The following is a 15174-nucleotide window of genomic DNA, read 5'->3' on the forward strand; positions in this document are numbered from 1 at the left end:
CTCGATACGTGCGCCGCCAGGGACTCGAACCCCGGACCCGCTGATTAAGAGTCAGCTGCTCTAACCAACTGAGCTAGCGGCGCGCGCTGACGAAAGAAATACTACCTGGTCGAGAGGGGTGCTTCGAACCACGGCCACGAGACGGCGCCCCCGCCCCGGCCGGCGCGGCAGCGCCCGGTCTCAGATCGCCAGCGACAGCAGGACCGGAGCGGCCTGGCGGTTGAGGGTGTCGGCGGCCTGCCGCAGCCGGTGGGCGTGCTCCAGCGGCATGGACAGGGCGAGACAGCCGACCGTCGCACCGGCGGTGATCGGCACGGCCGCGCAGACCGTGCCCACGGCGTACTCCTGGAGATCGAGCACCGGGACCGTGGGCGGCTGGCTGTCGAGCTTGTGGAACAGCACCTTCTCGTTGGTGATCGTCCGCGAGGTGAGCCGGGCGGTTTTGTGGCGGGAGATGTGGTCCTTGCGGCCGTCGTGGTCGAGCTGCGCCAGCAGGCACTTGCCGACCGCGCTGGCATGAGCGGTGCGGTGGAACTCGGCCCACTCGTTGACCTTGGGCGCCAGCGGCCCGTCGGCGTAGTGGAGGATCTTCACCTCGCCGTCGATGTACCGGCTGATGTAGACCGCCGCGCCGACCGAGTCGCGCAGCTGGTCCAGGGTGAGCTGGAGCTTGTCGCGCAGGGCCTGGTCGCGGTCGCCGCCCGAGCCGAGCAGCAGGAGCGATTCGCCGATGACGTATGCGCCGTCCGTGACCTGCTCGACATAGCCCTCGCGGCGGAGCATCGACAGCATCTGGCCGAGCTGACCAGGGGGCAGGCCGGCCTCCCGGGCGATCTGCGCGTCGGTCACGCCCTCGGCGTGCCTGGAGACCGCTTCGAGTACGCGAAGGGCGTACTGCACCGAATGGAACGGCGCGGTCGGCTCGGGCTTCAGCGCCACGGTGTCCCCCTAGCAGGTTGTTACCGCTTGCGTCGTGACCGCCGTCGGTGGTCCCGGCCGGGGCTGGCGCGGCCGGTCCCGGGCAACGGGGCTTCCCTCACGATAGCGGCCAACGGGCGTCGAGGGAGGGGGTCTTGACCGAAAAGAAGCGCGTCCGGATCAGCTGTAGAGGGCCGGAGGTGCTGGCATATGCCAAGGTCACGGTTCCGGGGCCGCCAGGGGCTTTGTGCCGTACGGCCGCCGGCGCCGGGGTGCCGGACCGGGGCAGCGGCCCGGGAGGGTACGGAACCGGCCATCGCGGTGGCCGGTTCCGCGAGGTGGCGGGCCCCCGACCGGGGCCCGCCACCCGAACTCGCACGGTGCGGCGCGCCGTTCAGAGCACGGCGCTGAGGAACTCCCGGGTGCGCTCGTGTTCCGGCTCGGTGAAGATCTTCTCCGGGGAGCCGGATTCGATGACCCGCCCGGCGTCGAACATCAGCACGTCGTCGGAGATGTCCCGGGCGAAGTTCATCTCATGGGTGACACAGAGCATGGTGATGTCCGTGGTGTGCGCGATGTCCCGCAGAACGTCGAGCACCCCGGCCACCAGCTCCGGGTCCAGCGCCGAGGTCACCTCGTCCAGCAGCAGCACCTGCGGGCGCATCGCCAGCGCCCGGGCGATGGCGACCCGCTGCTGCTGGCCGCCGGAGAGCTGGGTCGGGTACTTGTCGAGGTGCGCGGTCAGGCCCACCAGTTCGAGGAGTTCACGGGCCCGCTCCTCGGCGGCGTCCTTCTCCATCCCCAGGACGTGCACCGGCGCCTCGGTGATGTTCCGCAGCACCTTCATGTTGGGGAAGAGGTTGAACTGCTGGAACACCATGCCGATGTTCTTGCGGACCTCGCGGACGTGCTTCTCGCCGGCCGGGACGAGCTTGCCGCCCTTCTCCTCGTGCGTCAGATACTGCCCGCCGACCTTGATGGTGCCCTCGTCGGGCTTCAGCAGCGTCATCAGCAGCCGCAGGATCGTGGTCTTGCCGGAACCGGACGGGCCGATGAGCGTGACGTGCTTGCCCGAGGAGACGGTGAAGTCCAGCGCGTCCAGGACGGTGTTGCTCCCGAACCGCTTGGTCACGTGGTCGAAGCGGATCAGCTCGGTGCCGCCCCCGGACTCCGTCCGGGCGGGGCCCCCGTCGGCCGTTTCTTTCGAGGGAGTGCTGTCAGCGGACAAGGCGACGCTCCAGGGCTCGCAGGAGGAGGGAGGTGGGGTAGGAGATGACCACGAAGAGGATGCCGACGACGGTGATCGGCTCCAGGTAGTCGAAGGTGGTGGCGCTGATGCTGTTCGCCTGGAAGAGCATGTCGGCGACGGTGATACCGGCCAGCAGCGGCGTGTCCTTGAACATCGCGATGACGTAGTTGCCGAGCGCGGGCACCACCCGGCGGAAGGCCTGCGGCAGGATCACCGCGGTCCAGGTGCGCCGGGGCGGCAGGCTCAGTGCCGTGGCGGCCTCCCACTGGCCCGGCGGCACCCCGTCGATACCGGCCCGGTAGACCTCCGAGGTGTACGTCGAGTAGTGCAGGCCCAGTCCGATGACGCCCGTGGTCAGCGGCGCGAAGGTGAGCCCCCAGCCGGGCAGGACGAAGAACAGGAAGAACAGCTGCACCAGCAGCGGGGTGTTGCGGACGAACTCGACGAAGACGCTGACCGGCCAGGTCACCCAGCGGTGCCGTGAGCGCAGGGCCATCGCCCACACCAGCCCGAGGGCGAAGGACACCAGCGAGCCGTAGAACGTCGCCTGGATGGTGATCCACAGCCCCTTGAGGATCTCGGGCATGATCTCCGCGACGTAGCTCCATGACCAGTTGTTCACGGCTTTCCTCCGGTGGCCAGTGCCTCGGGACCCTGCTTCTCGACGGGCAGTTTGCGGGAGAACCAGCCCTCGCCCTTGGGCACCGCCCGGCCGACCGAGGCCTTGGCGCGGCGCTCCAGCACCCGCATGATCCGGGTCAGCACGAACGCGACCGCGAAGTACAGGACGAGGATGATTCCGTAGATCTCGGCGCTCTGGCCCGTCGACAGCCGGGCGAGCTTGGCCTGGAAGGTGAGCTCACCGATGGACAGCAGCGACGCCAGCGCGGTGCCCTTGAGCAGCTCGATCAGCAGGTTGTTGAACGGCGGCATCATCTCCGGGACGGCCTGCGGCAGGATCACCTTCCGCAGCCGCTGCGAGGGCGAGAAGCTCAGCGCGATGGCGGCCTCCCGCTGGGCGGGGGCCACCGCCTGGAGCGCACCGCGGACGACCTCGGAGCCGTACGCGCCGTACGACAGTCCCAGTGCCAGGGTGCCCGCCCAGATGCCGACCAGCTGCCAGCCCAGCAGCGGCAGCGCGAAGAACAGCCAGAACATCAGCACCAGTGCCGAGGTGCCGCGGAAGAACTCCACATAGACACCCGACAGGAAACGGACGATCCAGAATCGCGAGGTGCGTGCCAGACCGATGCCGAAGGCGACGACAGCGGCCAGCGCGGCGCTGTAGACCATCAGCTGGATCGTGATCCACAGGCCTTCGAAGAAAAGTCCCCACAGCGCTCCGGTCACTTTTTACAGAGCTCCTTCGCCGTGAGGTCGGTCATGAACTCCTCGGTGAAGCCGTACGGCTTGGCGATACGCAGGAGTTCGCCGCTCTTCTTCATCTTCTGCAGTTCGTTGTTGAAGGCGTCCCGGAGCTTGGTCTCGCCGAGCCGGAAGCCGTAGCCGCCGCCGTCCCGCTGGGGCTTCCCGTCGACCTCCGGCGTGAACGGCGGGGTCATCTCCACCTTGGGGTGGCCACCGGTCTTCAGCGCCTCGATCATGGTCAGCGCGGTACCGGCGAAGACGTCGATGCGGCCCGCCTCCAGCGCCTCCATCCCGGCGATCTGGTCACCGTAGGTCTGGATGTCGCTCTTCTTGACGCCGTTGCCGACCGCGTAGTCGATCTCCGCATAGCCGATACCGGAACCCATCCGGTATTTCCCCTTGGCGATATCGGCATAGGAATGAATCTTGTCCGGGTTCCCCTTGCGTACGAGGAAGGCGTCCTTGCTCTCGTAGTCCGGGTCGGAGAAGAGGACGGCCGCGCACCGGGCCTTGTTGATGAACATGCCCGCGACGATCACGTCGTACTGGAAGGAATGCAGTCCGGGCACCAGCGCGCCGAATTCGACCGGCACCGGCTCGAAATTCTTGACCCCCAGCCGCCGGAAGATCGTCTTGGCGACGGCCGGGGCCTCGCCGGTCAGCTCCCCCTTGCTGTTGATCGAGGCGTAGGGCGGCTCGCTGGCGATTCCCATGCGGACGGTGCCCTTTTTCCGCAGATCTTCAAGGAGATGTCCGCCGCCGGTCGCGCCCGAGACATCGACCCGTGAGCAGCCCGTGGCCGCTCCCACCGCACCCGCTGCACCGAGCGCCGCTACCCCCGCGAGCAGCGAGCGGCGGCGGATGCCGCTTGCCAATTTTCTCTTGATCATTTTGGTGTTCTCCTGTGATGGAGCCATGGGCGCGCGGCTACCCGAACGCCTCACACATATGCCGGTCGTTTCCAGCCCTTGACGGAAGAGCCGCGGACTTGTTCCGTACGCCGGTATTGCCCACCTACGATCGGGGCATGACCGATCGCTTCATCGAAGTCTCCCTGGACAAGCGCGGCGTGAGCTGCACGGCCAAGTTGCTCGACGACCGCGCGCCGATCACCTGCAATGCCGTATGGGATGCCCTCCCACTCGGCGGCGACGTCTACCACGCCAAGTACGCGCGCAACGAGATCTACGCCCTGCTGGCGCCGTTCGCTCCGGAGGAGCCGCCGCTGGAGAATCCGACGATCACCCCGATCCCCGGCGATCTGTGCTACTTCACCTTCACCGACACCCAACTGGGCACCAAGTCCTACGGTTACGAGAGCCAGGCGGCGCACCAGGGCCGCACCACCGTCGTCGATCTCGCGCTCTTCTACGAGCGCAACAATCTACTGATCAACGGCGACGCGGGCTGGGTGCCGGGCATCGTGTGGGGAAGTGTCGTCGACGGTCTGGACCGGATGGCCGACGCGTGTCAGGACCTGTGGCGGGCCGGTGCCTTGGGGGAGACCCTCAGCTTCCGGCGGGCCTGAGGGCAGGCGGTGCGGGGATCGCCGCGGTCCCCGCTTCGTAGAGGGCGTGTGCGGCGCGCAGCACCAAGGCGTCCGCGTGCCGCGCGCCGACCAGCTGGACGCCGATCGGCATGCCGTCCGCGTCCACTCCGCAGGGCAGTGACGCGGCCGGCTGCTGGGTGAGGTTGAAGGGGTAGGTGAACGGCGTCCAGCCCGTCCAGCGGGTGTGTTCCGAGCCGGGCGGGACCTCGGCGCCCGCCGCGAAGGCGGTGATCGGCTCGGTCGGCGTCACCAGCAGGTCGTACGCGCTGTGGAAGCGGCCCATGGCCTGGCCGAGCGCCATCCGGGTGTCGACCGCGGCCAGATAGTCCAGCGCGCTGTAGCGGGCGCCCTGCTCGCAGATCTCCCGCAGCCCCGGGTCGAGCAGCGCCCGGTCCGCGTCGTCGAGATGCTGCACCACCCGGGCCGCGCCGCTGAACCACAGCGTGTGGAAGGCCTCCACCGGGTCGGTGATGCCGGGGTCGATCTCCTCGACGACCGCGCCGAGCCCGGCGAGCGTGTCCACGGCCGACCGGACCGCCGACGCGACCTCCGGCGCCACCGGCACGTCCCAGCCGAGCGACGGACTGAAGGCCACCCGCAGCCCGGAGACCGGACCGGCCAGCGCCTCCCGGAACGATCCCGCGGCCGGACCGAGCTGCGACCAGTCCCGCCAGTCCGCCCCGCAGATCACCTCCATCATCAGCGCCGCGTCCGCCGCGTCCCGGGTCATCGGCCCGACATGCGCCAGGGTCCCGAAGGGGCTCGCCGGATAGAGCGGCACCCGCCCGTAGGTCGCCTTGAGCGCGAAGATCCCGCAGAACGACGCCGGGATGCGCACCGAGCCGCCGCCGTCCGTGCCCAGGCTCAGCGGGCCCGCGCCGAGCGCCACCGCCGCCGCGCTGCCGCCGCTGGAGCCGCCCGCGGTGCGCGCCGGGTCGTACGGATTGCCCGTCACGCCGTGCCGCGGACTGTCGGTGACGCCCTTCCAGCCGAACTCCGGGGTGGTGGTCTTGCCGACGAACACCGCCCCGGACTCCCGCAGCCGGGCGACCGACGGGGCGTCCTCCGGCCACGGGCCCTCGGCCCGCACCGTGCGCGAACCGCGCAGCGTCGGGATGCCCCGGGTGAGGATCAGGTCCTTGACGGTGACCGGCACCCCGTCGACCGGCCCGGCCGGCTCCTTGGCCCGCCAGCGCGCCGCCGACTCCGCGGCCTCGGACAGCGCGGTGTCCGCGTCGATCCGGGTGAAGCAGTTGGCCGAGGCCTGCGCGGCCTCGGCGCGTTCCAGCACCGCCCGGACCGCCTCGACGGGGGAGAACTCGCCGGCCGCGTACCCGGCCGTGAGACGGGTGGCGGTGAGGTCGGCCAGCTGGGTCGGTTCGGTGGTCATGCGTCCTCCGAGCATCGGCCGCCCCGGGGGACGGCGGTGGGGGAGCGCGGCCGCGGCGCGGGGCCCGGCGGCCGGCCCCGTCACTTCACCGGCACGTACCCGAGCCGTTTGTCGACGAGGTTGTCCAGCGGCTCGCCCGCCGACCACCGCTCGAAGTTGTCCTGGAACTGCTCGGCGAGGGCGTCCCGCCAGCCCAGGGTGTCGCCGCTCATGTGGGGCGAGACGATCAGATGCGGGACGTCCCACAGCGGGCTGTCCGCGGTGAGCGGCTCCTCCTCGAAGACGTCCAGCGCCGCCGCCGCGATCCGCCACTCGCGCAGCGCCGCGACCAGCGCGTCCTCGACCACCAGCGGCCCGCGCCCGACGTTGATGAACCGGGCCCGCGGCGACATCCTGGCGAACGCCGCCGCGTCGAACAGGCCGCGGGTGTCCTCGGTCAGCGGCGCCGCGCAGATCACCCAATCCGCCCGGGGCAGCAAGCCGTTCAGCGCGTCACTCGCGTGCACCAGGCCGAAGTGCGGATCGTCCGGGCGCTCCCGGCGGCCGACCAGATCGACCTTGACACCCAGTGCCAGCAGGGTGCTGCCGATGGCCCGTCCGATCGGCCCGGAGCCCACCACCACGGCCCGGCTGCCGGCCAGCCGCAGGGTCTCCCGGTGCTGCCAGCGCCGCTGCCGCTGGAGCTCCCAACTTCCGTAGAAGTCCTTGGCCATGGCGATCACGAGGCCCGCCACGTACTCTGCGATCGGCTGCTCGAAGACCCCCCGGGCGTTGGTCACCAGGGTGTCGTCGGCGACCAGCGCCGGGCACAGGAGCTGATCCACACCGGCGCTCGCGGTGTGTACCCAGCCGGGCCTGGGGCCCTTCTCCGGCCAGGCTCTGCGGATCGCATCCGAGGTGAAGTCCCAGGCCAACAGCACGTCGGCGGTGGGCAGTCGGCCGGCGAGCGAGTCCTCATCGGTGAAGATCACCCGGGCCCGGCCGGCGAGCCGGTCCAGCTTCGGCGGCGGGTCGGATCCGAGGACGAGGACGGTGTGTTCGGACATAGGTCAGAAACCGTTCTGAAACGTGAGCCCCTTTCACTGGAAAGGGGCGCCGACAGATGCCTGAGATGCGAGGATTGACCACGCTAGGAAGTCGTATCTACCGTGTCAACAACGGCTCTGTACCGACGTCCCGGCTTGCTCCGGTTGCACCTCATCCTCCGGCCACTGGCCTGGCCATCCCAGCCCTTCGTTTCTTCTAGGGGCCTTCATGGACGTCTCCTTTCTGGGTGGCCCACAGCCGCAGCTCGGCGTGGGCGTCGTCGCTCCCTTCGACTTCGCGCTGGACCGCGAACTCTGGCGCTGGGTGCCCGACGACGTGTCGCTCCACCTCACCCGCACCCCTTTTGTACCCGTCGAGGTCAGCCTGGACCTGGCCCGGCTGGTCAGTGAGCACGAAACGCTGGACGCTGCCGTCCAGGCGTTGTGCGCGGTATCACCGCAGGTCATCTCCTATGCCTGCACCTCCGGCAGCTTCGTCGGAGGGGTCGCCGGCGAGCGGGCGATGTGTGCGGCCATGGTCCAGGCGGGGGAGGTTCCCTCCCTCACGACCTCGGGCGCACTGATCGAAGCGCTGCGCGAGATCGGCGCCCGGCGCATCGCCGTGGTCACGCCCTATACGAAATCGGTCACCGACTCCCTGGAGGACTATCTCGGGGAGGCCGGCATCACGGTCACCGGCCGGGCCTACCTCGGACTGACCCGGCACATCTGGAAGGTGCCGTACCGCGATGTCGTCGACATGGCCCGCGCGGCCGTGGTCGGCGACACCGACGCGCTCTTCATCAGCTGTACGAACCTGCCGACGTACGACGTCATCCCGCAGCTGGAGGCCGAGCTGCGGATGCCGGTGCTGTCCGCCAACCAGGTCACGATGTGGGCGGCGCTGCGCGCCATCGGCGTCGAGGCGGTGGGTCCGTACCAGGCACTGCTCGATCCGGTGGCGCGGCGCGGTCCGGCCGCGATGACCGGCTCAGCGAGCGGGCCCGGGGAGGGGCTGCCGAGGGCGACGCCCGAGGCGGCCTTCGCCGGACCTCCCGCCCCACCGGAGGGCGAGCCGCTCGACGGTCTCGATCCGCCGCCGTATCCGCCGGATGACGCGGGCGGCCTGCCCCCGGTCTGAGGCCGGTCCGAACCCGGCCGCCACCCCGGATGCTGCCGGCGTCGTCCCCCTCGCCGGCAGCACTTCTGCCCGGAGTCACCCCACCACCCGTGAGCGCACCCGCACCCACGAACCCCCTGCACCCGCAGCCGAACACGCAAGGGAGAACTGCATGGCATCGGTCGGCTTCCTCTACCCCGGCCACTCCGCCGAGGACGACTACCCCCGGCTCGAAACGCTGCTGGGCGGCTCGGTCCGCCTGCCGCTCGTGCACACCGACATCGGCGAGGACGCCCACCGCGTCGACGCGCTGCTGGAGATGGGCTCCGCCGGGCGGCTGGCGGCGGGCGTCGACGAGCTCAAGGAGCGCGGCGCCGAGGCCGTCGTCTGGGCCTGTACGAGCGCCAGCTTCGTCTTCGGCTGGGAGGGCGCGCGCGTTCAGGTCAGGGAGCTGTCCGCCACCGCCGGCCTGCCCGCCTCCAGTACGTCCTTCGCGTTCGCCCATGCCGTCCAGGCGCTCGGCGCCCGGCGGGTGGCGATCGCCGCCACCTATCCCGACGATGTCGCCGAGCGCTTCCACGCCTTCCTGAAGTCCGCCGGTGCGGAGGTCGTCTCGACCCGCGGCAGCGGCATCATCACCGCCGCCGAGGTCGGCACCTGGGGCATCGACGAGGTGCTGGCGCTGGCCCGCGCCGGTGACCATCCGGACGCCGAGGTGGTGCTGCTGCCCGATACCGCGCTGCACACCGCCGCGCATCTGCCGGCCCTCGAAGCGGAGCTGCGCAAGCCGGTGCTCACCGCCAATCAGGTGACGGCCTGGGAGGGCCTCCGGCTACTGGACCGCACGCTCCACTGTCCGGCCCTCGGCACCCTCTTCTCCCGGACGGCGCACGCCTAGCGGAACCGGCGGGGCCCGGACGCAGCAGGTCCGGCGGCTCCGCCGACCGCGGTGCCGGGCCGGGGTTCTGACCCGGGAATAAGTGGAGAGTCTCTCCGGTTGTCCTCGCCGCAGACCACCGACGCGAGGAGGACCCGCACCGTGAGCGGCGAAGACGAGGAGACCCGGGGCAGCGGCGAGCCGGCCGGCGACGGGATACGGGGCACCGCCCGGGGCAGTGCGCCCGTCCCGCTGTCGGTGCTCGACCTGGTGACGGTCGGCGCCGGCAGCACCGCCTCCGCGGCGGTGCGCACCGCCGTCGACATCGCCCGTACGGCCGAACGCCGCGGCTTCCACCGCTACTGGGTAGCCGACACCACTCCATGCCCGGCGTCGCCTCGTCCTCGCCCGCGGTGCTGCTCGCCCACCTCGCCGCCCATACCGGCCGCATCCGCCTCGGCTCCGGCGGCGTCATGCTGCCCAACCACGCCCCGCTGGTCATCGCCGAGCAGTTCGGCACCCTGGAGGCGATGGCCCCCGGCCGGATCGACCTGGGCCTGGGCCGCGCGCCGGGCACCGACGGGGCCACCGCCGCGGCGCTGCGCAGGACCGGCGGCCTGCACGAGGGCGCGGAGGAATTTCCGCAGCAGCTGGCCGAGTTGACGCGCTTCCTCGACGACTCCTTCCCGGACGGCCATCCGTACGCCAAGATCCACGCCGTCCCCGGTCCGGTCCAGGCGACCTCACCGGGCGGGGTCCAGGACCCGCACCGCCCGCCCCTCTGGCTGCTGGGCTCCTCCGGCTTCAGCGCCCGGCTGGCCGGCTCCCTCGGCCTGCCGTTCGCCTTCGCGCACCACTTCTCCGCGGCCAACACCCTCCCCGCGCTCGACCTCTACCGCTCCTCCTTCCGCCCCTCCGAGGCGCTGGCGGAGCCGTACGCCCTGATCGGGGTCGCGGCGCTGGCCGCCGGGACGGAGCGGGAGGCCCGCCGCCAGGTCATGACCGGCGCGCTGTCCATGGTCCGGCTGCGCACCGGCCGCCCCGGCCTGGTGCCCGGCCCGGACGAGGCCGAGGCGTACCGCTTCAACGAGTTGGAGCGGGGCTTCGTCGACAGCTGGCTCGGCAATGTCGTTCACGGCACCCCGGACGCCGTCCGCCAGGGCCTGGACGACCTCGCCAAGCGCACCGGCGCCGACGAGCTGATGATTACCGCCAACGCCCACGGCGGCGCGGCCCGGCTGCGCTCCTACGAGCTGATCGCGGACGCGTACGGGTTGCCGGGGTAGGGCGCGGGGTCCGCGGCCCCCTCAGACCCCCGTGTGCCGCCCCGCGTCGAGGAGGGCCTCGACGCGGTCGGGGGCCACGGGGCGGGAGTAGAGCCAGCCCTGGCCGGTGTCGCAGCCGATGCGGCGGAGGCGTTCGGCCTGTTCGGCGCTCTCCACGCACTCGGCGGTGACCGTGAGGCCGAGCCGGTGCGCGAGCGCCACCAGCGCCTCCACGATCATCTCGTCCGCCGGGTTGGGGTGCTCCTGCGAGCGGAAGCCGCGGACGAAGGACCCGTCCAGTTTCAGTACGGAGACCGGGAGGCGGCTGAGGTAGGCGAGGTTGGAGTAGCCGGTGCCGAAGTCGTCGATGGCGATCCGTACGCCCATGTCGCTCAGCGCCTGGAGGGCCTGGAGCGGCCGGCCGGCCGAGCCCATCACCGCCGACTCGGTCAGCTCCAGCTGGAGCAGCTCCGGCGGCAGCCCCGTCTCGGCGAGAATTCCGGCGACATCCGCGACCAGGTCGGAGTCCCAGACCTGACGTACGGCCACATTGACGCTGACGAACAGCGGCTCGTCGGGGTGCGCCAGCTGCCAGGCGCGTGCCTGATGGCAGGCCCGCTCCAGCACCCAGCGGCCCAGCTCGACGATCGCGCCGTTCTCCTCCGCCAGAGCGATGAACCGATTCGGCGACAGCGTCCCGAACTGCGGATGCCGCCAGCGCACCAGCGCCTCCACGCCCTGCGCCCGGCCGTCGCCCAGCCCGACCAGCGGCTGGTACTCCAGGGTGAATTCGCCGCGGTCCACGGCCGGCCGCAGGGTGCTGGAGAGCGCCTGCCGGGTCATCCGGTGGGCGTTGCGCTCCGGGTCGAAGAGCGTCCAGCGGGCCTTGCCGTCCTCCTTGGCCCAGTACAGCGTGGTGTCCGCGGCCTGCATCAGACCGGTCGCGGTGGTGCCGGTGGCGGCCCGCTCCACGACCCCGATGCTCGCCGACACCGACAGCCGCTGCCCGGCCAGGTCGAACGGGCGCTGCAGCGCGTCCAGCACGCACTGGGCCAGCTCCGCGAGCTGGTCGGTGCCGGTGGAGTCCTCCACCAGCAGCGCGAACTCGTCACCGCCGAGCCGGGCGACCAGGGGCCCGCCACGGTCCGCCCCGCGCTCCTCGGCGCTCTCCGCGCAGCGCGTCAGCCGCTGCGCCACCGCGCTCAGCAGCCGGTCGCCGACGCGGTGCCCGAGGGTGTCGTTGACGGCCTTGAAGCCGTCCAGGTCGAGGTAGCAGAGGCCGATGCGGCCGGTGCCGGACGGTTCGAAGGAGGCGGTCTCCAGGGCGGCGGAGAGCCGCTCGAAGAACAGTGCCCGGTTGGGCAGCCGGGTCACCGGATCGTGCATCTGCAGATGCCGCAGCCGGGCCAGCAGGTCGTGCCGGTCGCTGATGTCCGCGACCGACAGCAGCATCCGCTCCTCGCCGCTGAGCGGCTCGGGGGTCAGCGGCTCAACGGTCACTTCCACCCAGACGGAGTGCCCTTCGGGGTGTTTGAGGCGGCGGGTGCAGCGCAGCCGGTCGCTGCGGCCGCAGAGCACCTCGCGGTAGGCGGTCCACACCCGCGGGTCGGCGCCGAGGTCGGTGAGGTCCGCGGCGGTGGCGGCGACCAGCTCGGCCGGGTCGGTGCCGAGCAGCTCACCGAAGGCCGGGTTGGCGGCGAGGACCAGGCCGTCGCGGTTGAGGACGGCCATCGCCACCCGCGCCGCGTAGAACGTGGCGCGGTAGTCGCCGAGGGAGGCCGCGCTGTCTTCGCCGGGCCCGCCCGGGGCGGGCCGGGTCTCGGCGGATTCTTTGGTCGTTTCCTCACGCTCCGTCACTGAGGGGAGCGTCGCTCCGGGCGTGCGGCCCGGGCTGTCGGGGTGTCCGCTCACTGCTCGCTCCCGCGTGGCGCTGTCTCGTGATGGAGGGGGGATCTCGCGCTGGAAAGTGTGGCGATCATAGAGGCTGGCACGACGGCCGATCCAGCGACGCTGCCGTGATCGCCCGCGCGCATGACGGAACTTCGGCCATTTCTGCCCGGCTCTGTTCGTACGGATTGCCCCGATGGTCGTTTGTGACTTTCCGTTACGGCACGGCCAAGACGCGCCGCTCACCCGTCCGGGCCTTCAAAACAGGACGAATAGCATTAAATCGCCACAGGGTAGATGAGGTCGCCGAATCCGTCCCTGGAGGTATGTGTGCCGCGCGCCCAGACACCCGACAGGGTGGACCGCCGCAGCCTGCGGCGGGTCGCGGCCGTTCTCACCTCGCTCAGCGCGCTCATCGCGACCTCCATCGTCGCCGGGCCCGCCACCGCATCCGAGGCCGTGCTCCCGTGCGCCCTGGGACGCACCGACGCGCACCACTCCGAGGGCGTCGACAGCTGGAACGGGTCCTATCCGCGCCCGGACCGCCCGCTCGACGCCGTCATGATCTATCTGTCCTTCCCGGACGCCCGCCCCCTCGCGTCGCCGCAGGAACTGTCCCGCGACTACTTCCCCGCCACCTCCGCCTTCTTCGAGCGCGCCTCGTACGGGAAATTCCGGCTGCGCCCGCACGTTCACCGCCGCTGGGTGCAGATGCCGCGCCCGTCCGCCGCCTACGGGATACAGCGTGACTGGGACGCGGGCCGGCGCTCGTCCTATCTGCACGACGCGGTCGCCGCCGCCGACCCCTCCATCGACTTCAGCCACTACGACGTGGTCTATTTCGTCGCCGACCCGGAGGCGCCCGGCGTCGACTCGGACGCCACCAAGGTCGTCAACCTCGACCGGCCGATGCACGCCGACGACCGGGACCTGCGCCGGTTCGTCACGGTCTTCGAGCAGAACCCGCCGGACCGCAACGTCCTCGCCCACGAGACGGGGCACGTCTTCGATCTGCCGGACCTCTACCACCGGCCGGAGGACGGCAAGGGCGACTGGGACACCTACGTCGGCGACTGGGACCTCATGGGGAGCCAGTTCGGACTCGCGCCCGACCCGTTCGCCTGGCACAAGTGGAAGCTGGGCTGGATCGCCGACAGCCAGGTCGACTGCGTCGCGCTGGCCGGGCCGGCCATGCACTCCCTGCGACCGCTGTCCGCCCCCAAGGAGCCCCGCGCCCAGCGCCGGCCGCGGCTCCTGGTGGTCCGCACGGGCTCCGACAGCGCCCTGGCCATCGAGGCACGCGGTGCCACCGCCAATGACCGCTCGCTGTGCACCGAAGGCGTGCTGGTCTACCGCGTGCGCAGCAGGACGGCCTCCGGGTCGGGCCCCGTGCAGGTGCTCGACGGGCATCCGGACACCTCGGCCTGCTGGGGCACCTCCGTCTACCCGCCGCTCGCGGACGCGCCGCTGGGCGTGGGGGAGAGCCTGGACGACGCCGAGGACGGCGTCCGCATCCAGGTCGAGGGCCGCACGGCCGACGGGGACTGGGCGGTGAAGGTGAACCGCGGCTGACCGCGCCGTATGCCGCCCTGCACACCGCAATGACGAAGGCCCCCACCGGAGTGGAGGCCTTCGACCGTCTGTGCGCCGCCAGGGACTCGAACCCCGGACCCGCTGATTAAGAGTCAGCTGCTCTAACCAACTGAGCTAGCGGCGCCTGCTGACGGGGAAAACATTAGCATCCTGGCCGGGGAGGGCAAAAATCGGTTTCGCTCAGCCCGCGGTCAGCATCGCGACGGGGTGCTGAGCTGCGGCTTCACGCGCCGGACCGGCCATCGAGCGGGCCGCGCGGACACAGGCCCAGAGCAGGACGTCGGGGCCGGGCAGCCAGGGATCGCGGACATCCGGCGCCACCAGCCAGCGGGAGACGGACGGGGCGGCCGGGTCCTCGTCCTCCGGGCCGCAGGCGCCCGGGGCCCGGTCCGCGGCGGGCCCGCGGCGGGGGTGCAGGGGCGGGACGGTCACCGCGTCACCGCTGCCGTGGCAGAGCAGCGGAGGGACGGCGGTGGCCCACTCCTCCCAGGCGAGCAGCGCCGGCAGCCGCTGGGCCGTGCCCGGGGTGGTGAACATCAGGATGCGGCCGCGGTGCGCCGCCACCGGGCCCGAGCCGGGGCCGTCGGACCATAAGCGGTCCACCATGCGCCGCCCGAAGAGCGCCGGGGCGTTGATCACGTCGAAGGCGGTGCCGCAGGGCAGCGCGCTGGGCGCGGCCGGACGGGTCGCCCAGAGCGTGTGCATCTCGTCGGGATGGGGGCTGGCGGAGGCGAGCCAGTCGGCGCCCGCGAGGGTGACGTATGCGGCGGTCGGAAAGGCCAGGGTGCGGGGGGTCTCAGGCAGCCAGTCGCTCATGGGGACAGGTCTACCCAGCCGGCACACCGGGACTTGCCTGATTGGCGGAAAACGGGACGGGGCGGTGGGGGAGCCGGTATCTTTCCCCCCTTGCATATGCCAGCGGCCCATGATCAC

General features: G+C 71.3%; 13 protein-coding genes, 2 tRNA genes and 1 pseudogene. 5 read left to right on the forward strand and 11 right to left on the reverse strand.

Going from position 1 to position 15174, the window contains the following annotated elements:
- Positions 1-9: 9 nt before the first annotated feature.
- The 6 genes from ACFW5B_RS19520 to ehuB form a co-directional block, all read right to left on the reverse strand.
- Positions 10-83: transfer RNA gene (locus ACFW5B_RS19520), tRNA-Lys, on the reverse strand.
- 97 nt (positions 84-180) lie between these two features.
- On the reverse strand, positions 181-939 hold the full coding sequence (locus tag ACFW5B_RS19525) for an IclR family transcriptional regulator (protein WP_386440666.1): 759 nt from the start codon (positions 937-939) through the stop codon (positions 181-183).
- 373 nt (positions 940-1312) lie between these two features.
- Entirely contained in the window at positions 1313-2146 is an 834-nt protein-coding gene (ehuA, locus tag ACFW5B_RS19530) for an ectoine/hydroxyectoine ABC transporter ATP-binding protein EhuA (RefSeq protein WP_386440669.1), read from the reverse strand.
- Positions 2136-2753: an ectoine/hydroxyectoine ABC transporter permease subunit EhuD gene (gene ehuD, locus ACFW5B_RS19535; RefSeq protein WP_386440903.1), complete on the reverse strand. Its 618-nt coding sequence runs from the start codon at positions 2751-2753 to the stop codon at positions 2136-2138. The genes ehuA and ehuD overlap by 11 nt, the downstream gene beginning before the upstream one ends.
- 32 nt (positions 2754-2785) lie before the next feature.
- On the reverse strand, positions 2786-3517 hold the full coding sequence (gene ehuC / locus ACFW5B_RS19540) for an ectoine/hydroxyectoine ABC transporter permease subunit EhuC (protein ID WP_386440672.1): 732 nt from the start codon (positions 3515-3517) through the stop codon (positions 2786-2788).
- Complete coding sequence (gene ehuB / locus ACFW5B_RS19545; protein WP_386440675.1) at positions 3514-4425, reverse strand: ectoine/hydroxyectoine ABC transporter substrate-binding protein EhuB; 912 nt, start codon at positions 4423-4425, stop codon at positions 3514-3516. The genes ehuC and ehuB overlap by 4 nt, the downstream gene beginning before the upstream one ends.
- 137 nt (positions 4426-4562) lie before the next feature.
- On the opposite strand from ehuB, the gene ACFW5B_RS19550 reads away from it, so the two are divergent.
- A complete protein-coding gene (locus tag ACFW5B_RS19550) occupies positions 4563-5063 on the forward strand; it encodes a DUF3830 family protein (RefSeq protein ID WP_362605150.1) in 501 nt (166 codons plus the stop codon).
- Here the strand turns inward: ACFW5B_RS19550 and ACFW5B_RS19555 are convergent.
- Both ACFW5B_RS19555 and ACFW5B_RS19560 read right to left on the reverse strand, forming a co-directional pair.
- Positions 5044-6474, reverse strand: coding sequence for an amidase (locus tag ACFW5B_RS19555; protein WP_386440678.1), 1431 nt, complete (start codon positions 6472-6474; stop codon positions 5044-5046). The two genes, ACFW5B_RS19550 and ACFW5B_RS19555, sit on opposite strands and share 20 nt — an antisense overlap.
- A gap of 80 nt (positions 6475-6554) precedes the next feature.
- The gene (locus tag ACFW5B_RS19560) at positions 6555-7520 is read right to left on the reverse strand and encodes a D-2-hydroxyacid dehydrogenase (protein WP_386440681.1); all 966 of its coding nucleotides are present in this window, start codon (positions 7518-7520) and stop codon (positions 6555-6557) included.
- A 208-nt stretch (positions 7521-7728) separates the two neighbouring features.
- Between ACFW5B_RS19560 and ACFW5B_RS19565 the strand changes: the two genes are divergently transcribed.
- The 3 genes and pseudogenes from ACFW5B_RS19565 to ACFW5B_RS19575 all read left to right on the forward strand — a co-directional run bounded on the left by ACFW5B_RS19565 (position 7729) and on the right by ACFW5B_RS19575 (position 10782).
- A complete protein-coding gene (locus ACFW5B_RS19565) occupies positions 7729-8640 on the forward strand; it encodes a decarboxylase (protein ID WP_386440684.1) in 912 nt (303 codons plus the stop codon).
- 151 nt (positions 8641-8791) lie between these two features.
- Positions 8792-9517 (forward strand): decarboxylase, encoded by a 726-nt coding sequence (locus ACFW5B_RS19570; RefSeq protein ID WP_386440686.1) that lies wholly within the window; start codon positions 8792-8794, stop codon positions 9515-9517.
- Positions 9518-9658: 141 nt separating this feature from the next.
- Positions 9659-10782, forward strand: a pseudogene (locus ACFW5B_RS19575) (LLM class flavin-dependent oxidoreductase).
- A gap of 21 nt (positions 10783-10803) precedes the next feature.
- Here ACFW5B_RS19575 and ACFW5B_RS19580 read toward each other — a convergent pair.
- On the reverse strand, positions 10804-12618 hold the full coding sequence (locus ACFW5B_RS19580) for a putative bifunctional diguanylate cyclase/phosphodiesterase (protein ID WP_386440689.1): 1815 nt from the start codon (positions 12616-12618) through the stop codon (positions 10804-10806).
- Positions 12619-12978: 360 nt separating this feature from the next.
- Here ACFW5B_RS19580 and ACFW5B_RS19585 point away from each other — a divergent pair, with 360 nt between their 5' ends.
- Positions 12979-14220 (forward strand): M6 family metalloprotease domain-containing protein, encoded by a 1242-nt coding sequence (locus tag ACFW5B_RS19585; protein WP_386440692.1) that lies wholly within the window; start codon positions 12979-12981, stop codon positions 14218-14220.
- Between the two features lie 71 nt (positions 14221-14291).
- Here the strand turns inward: ACFW5B_RS19585 and ACFW5B_RS19590 are convergent.
- Both ACFW5B_RS19590 and ACFW5B_RS19595 read right to left on the reverse strand, forming a co-directional pair.
- Positions 14292-14365, reverse strand: a tRNA-Lys gene (locus tag ACFW5B_RS19590).
- Between the two features lie 56 nt (positions 14366-14421).
- A complete protein-coding gene (locus ACFW5B_RS19595) occupies positions 14422-15057 on the reverse strand; it encodes a bifunctional DNA primase/polymerase (RefSeq protein ID WP_386440695.1) in 636 nt (211 codons plus the stop codon).
- Positions 15058-15174: the final 117 nt, after the last annotated feature.

This window comes from Streptomyces sp. NPDC058773 (genome assembly GCF_042746015.1).
In the GTDB taxonomy this organism is placed as follows: Bacteria; Actinomycetota; Actinomycetes; order Streptomycetales; family Streptomycetaceae; genus Streptomyces.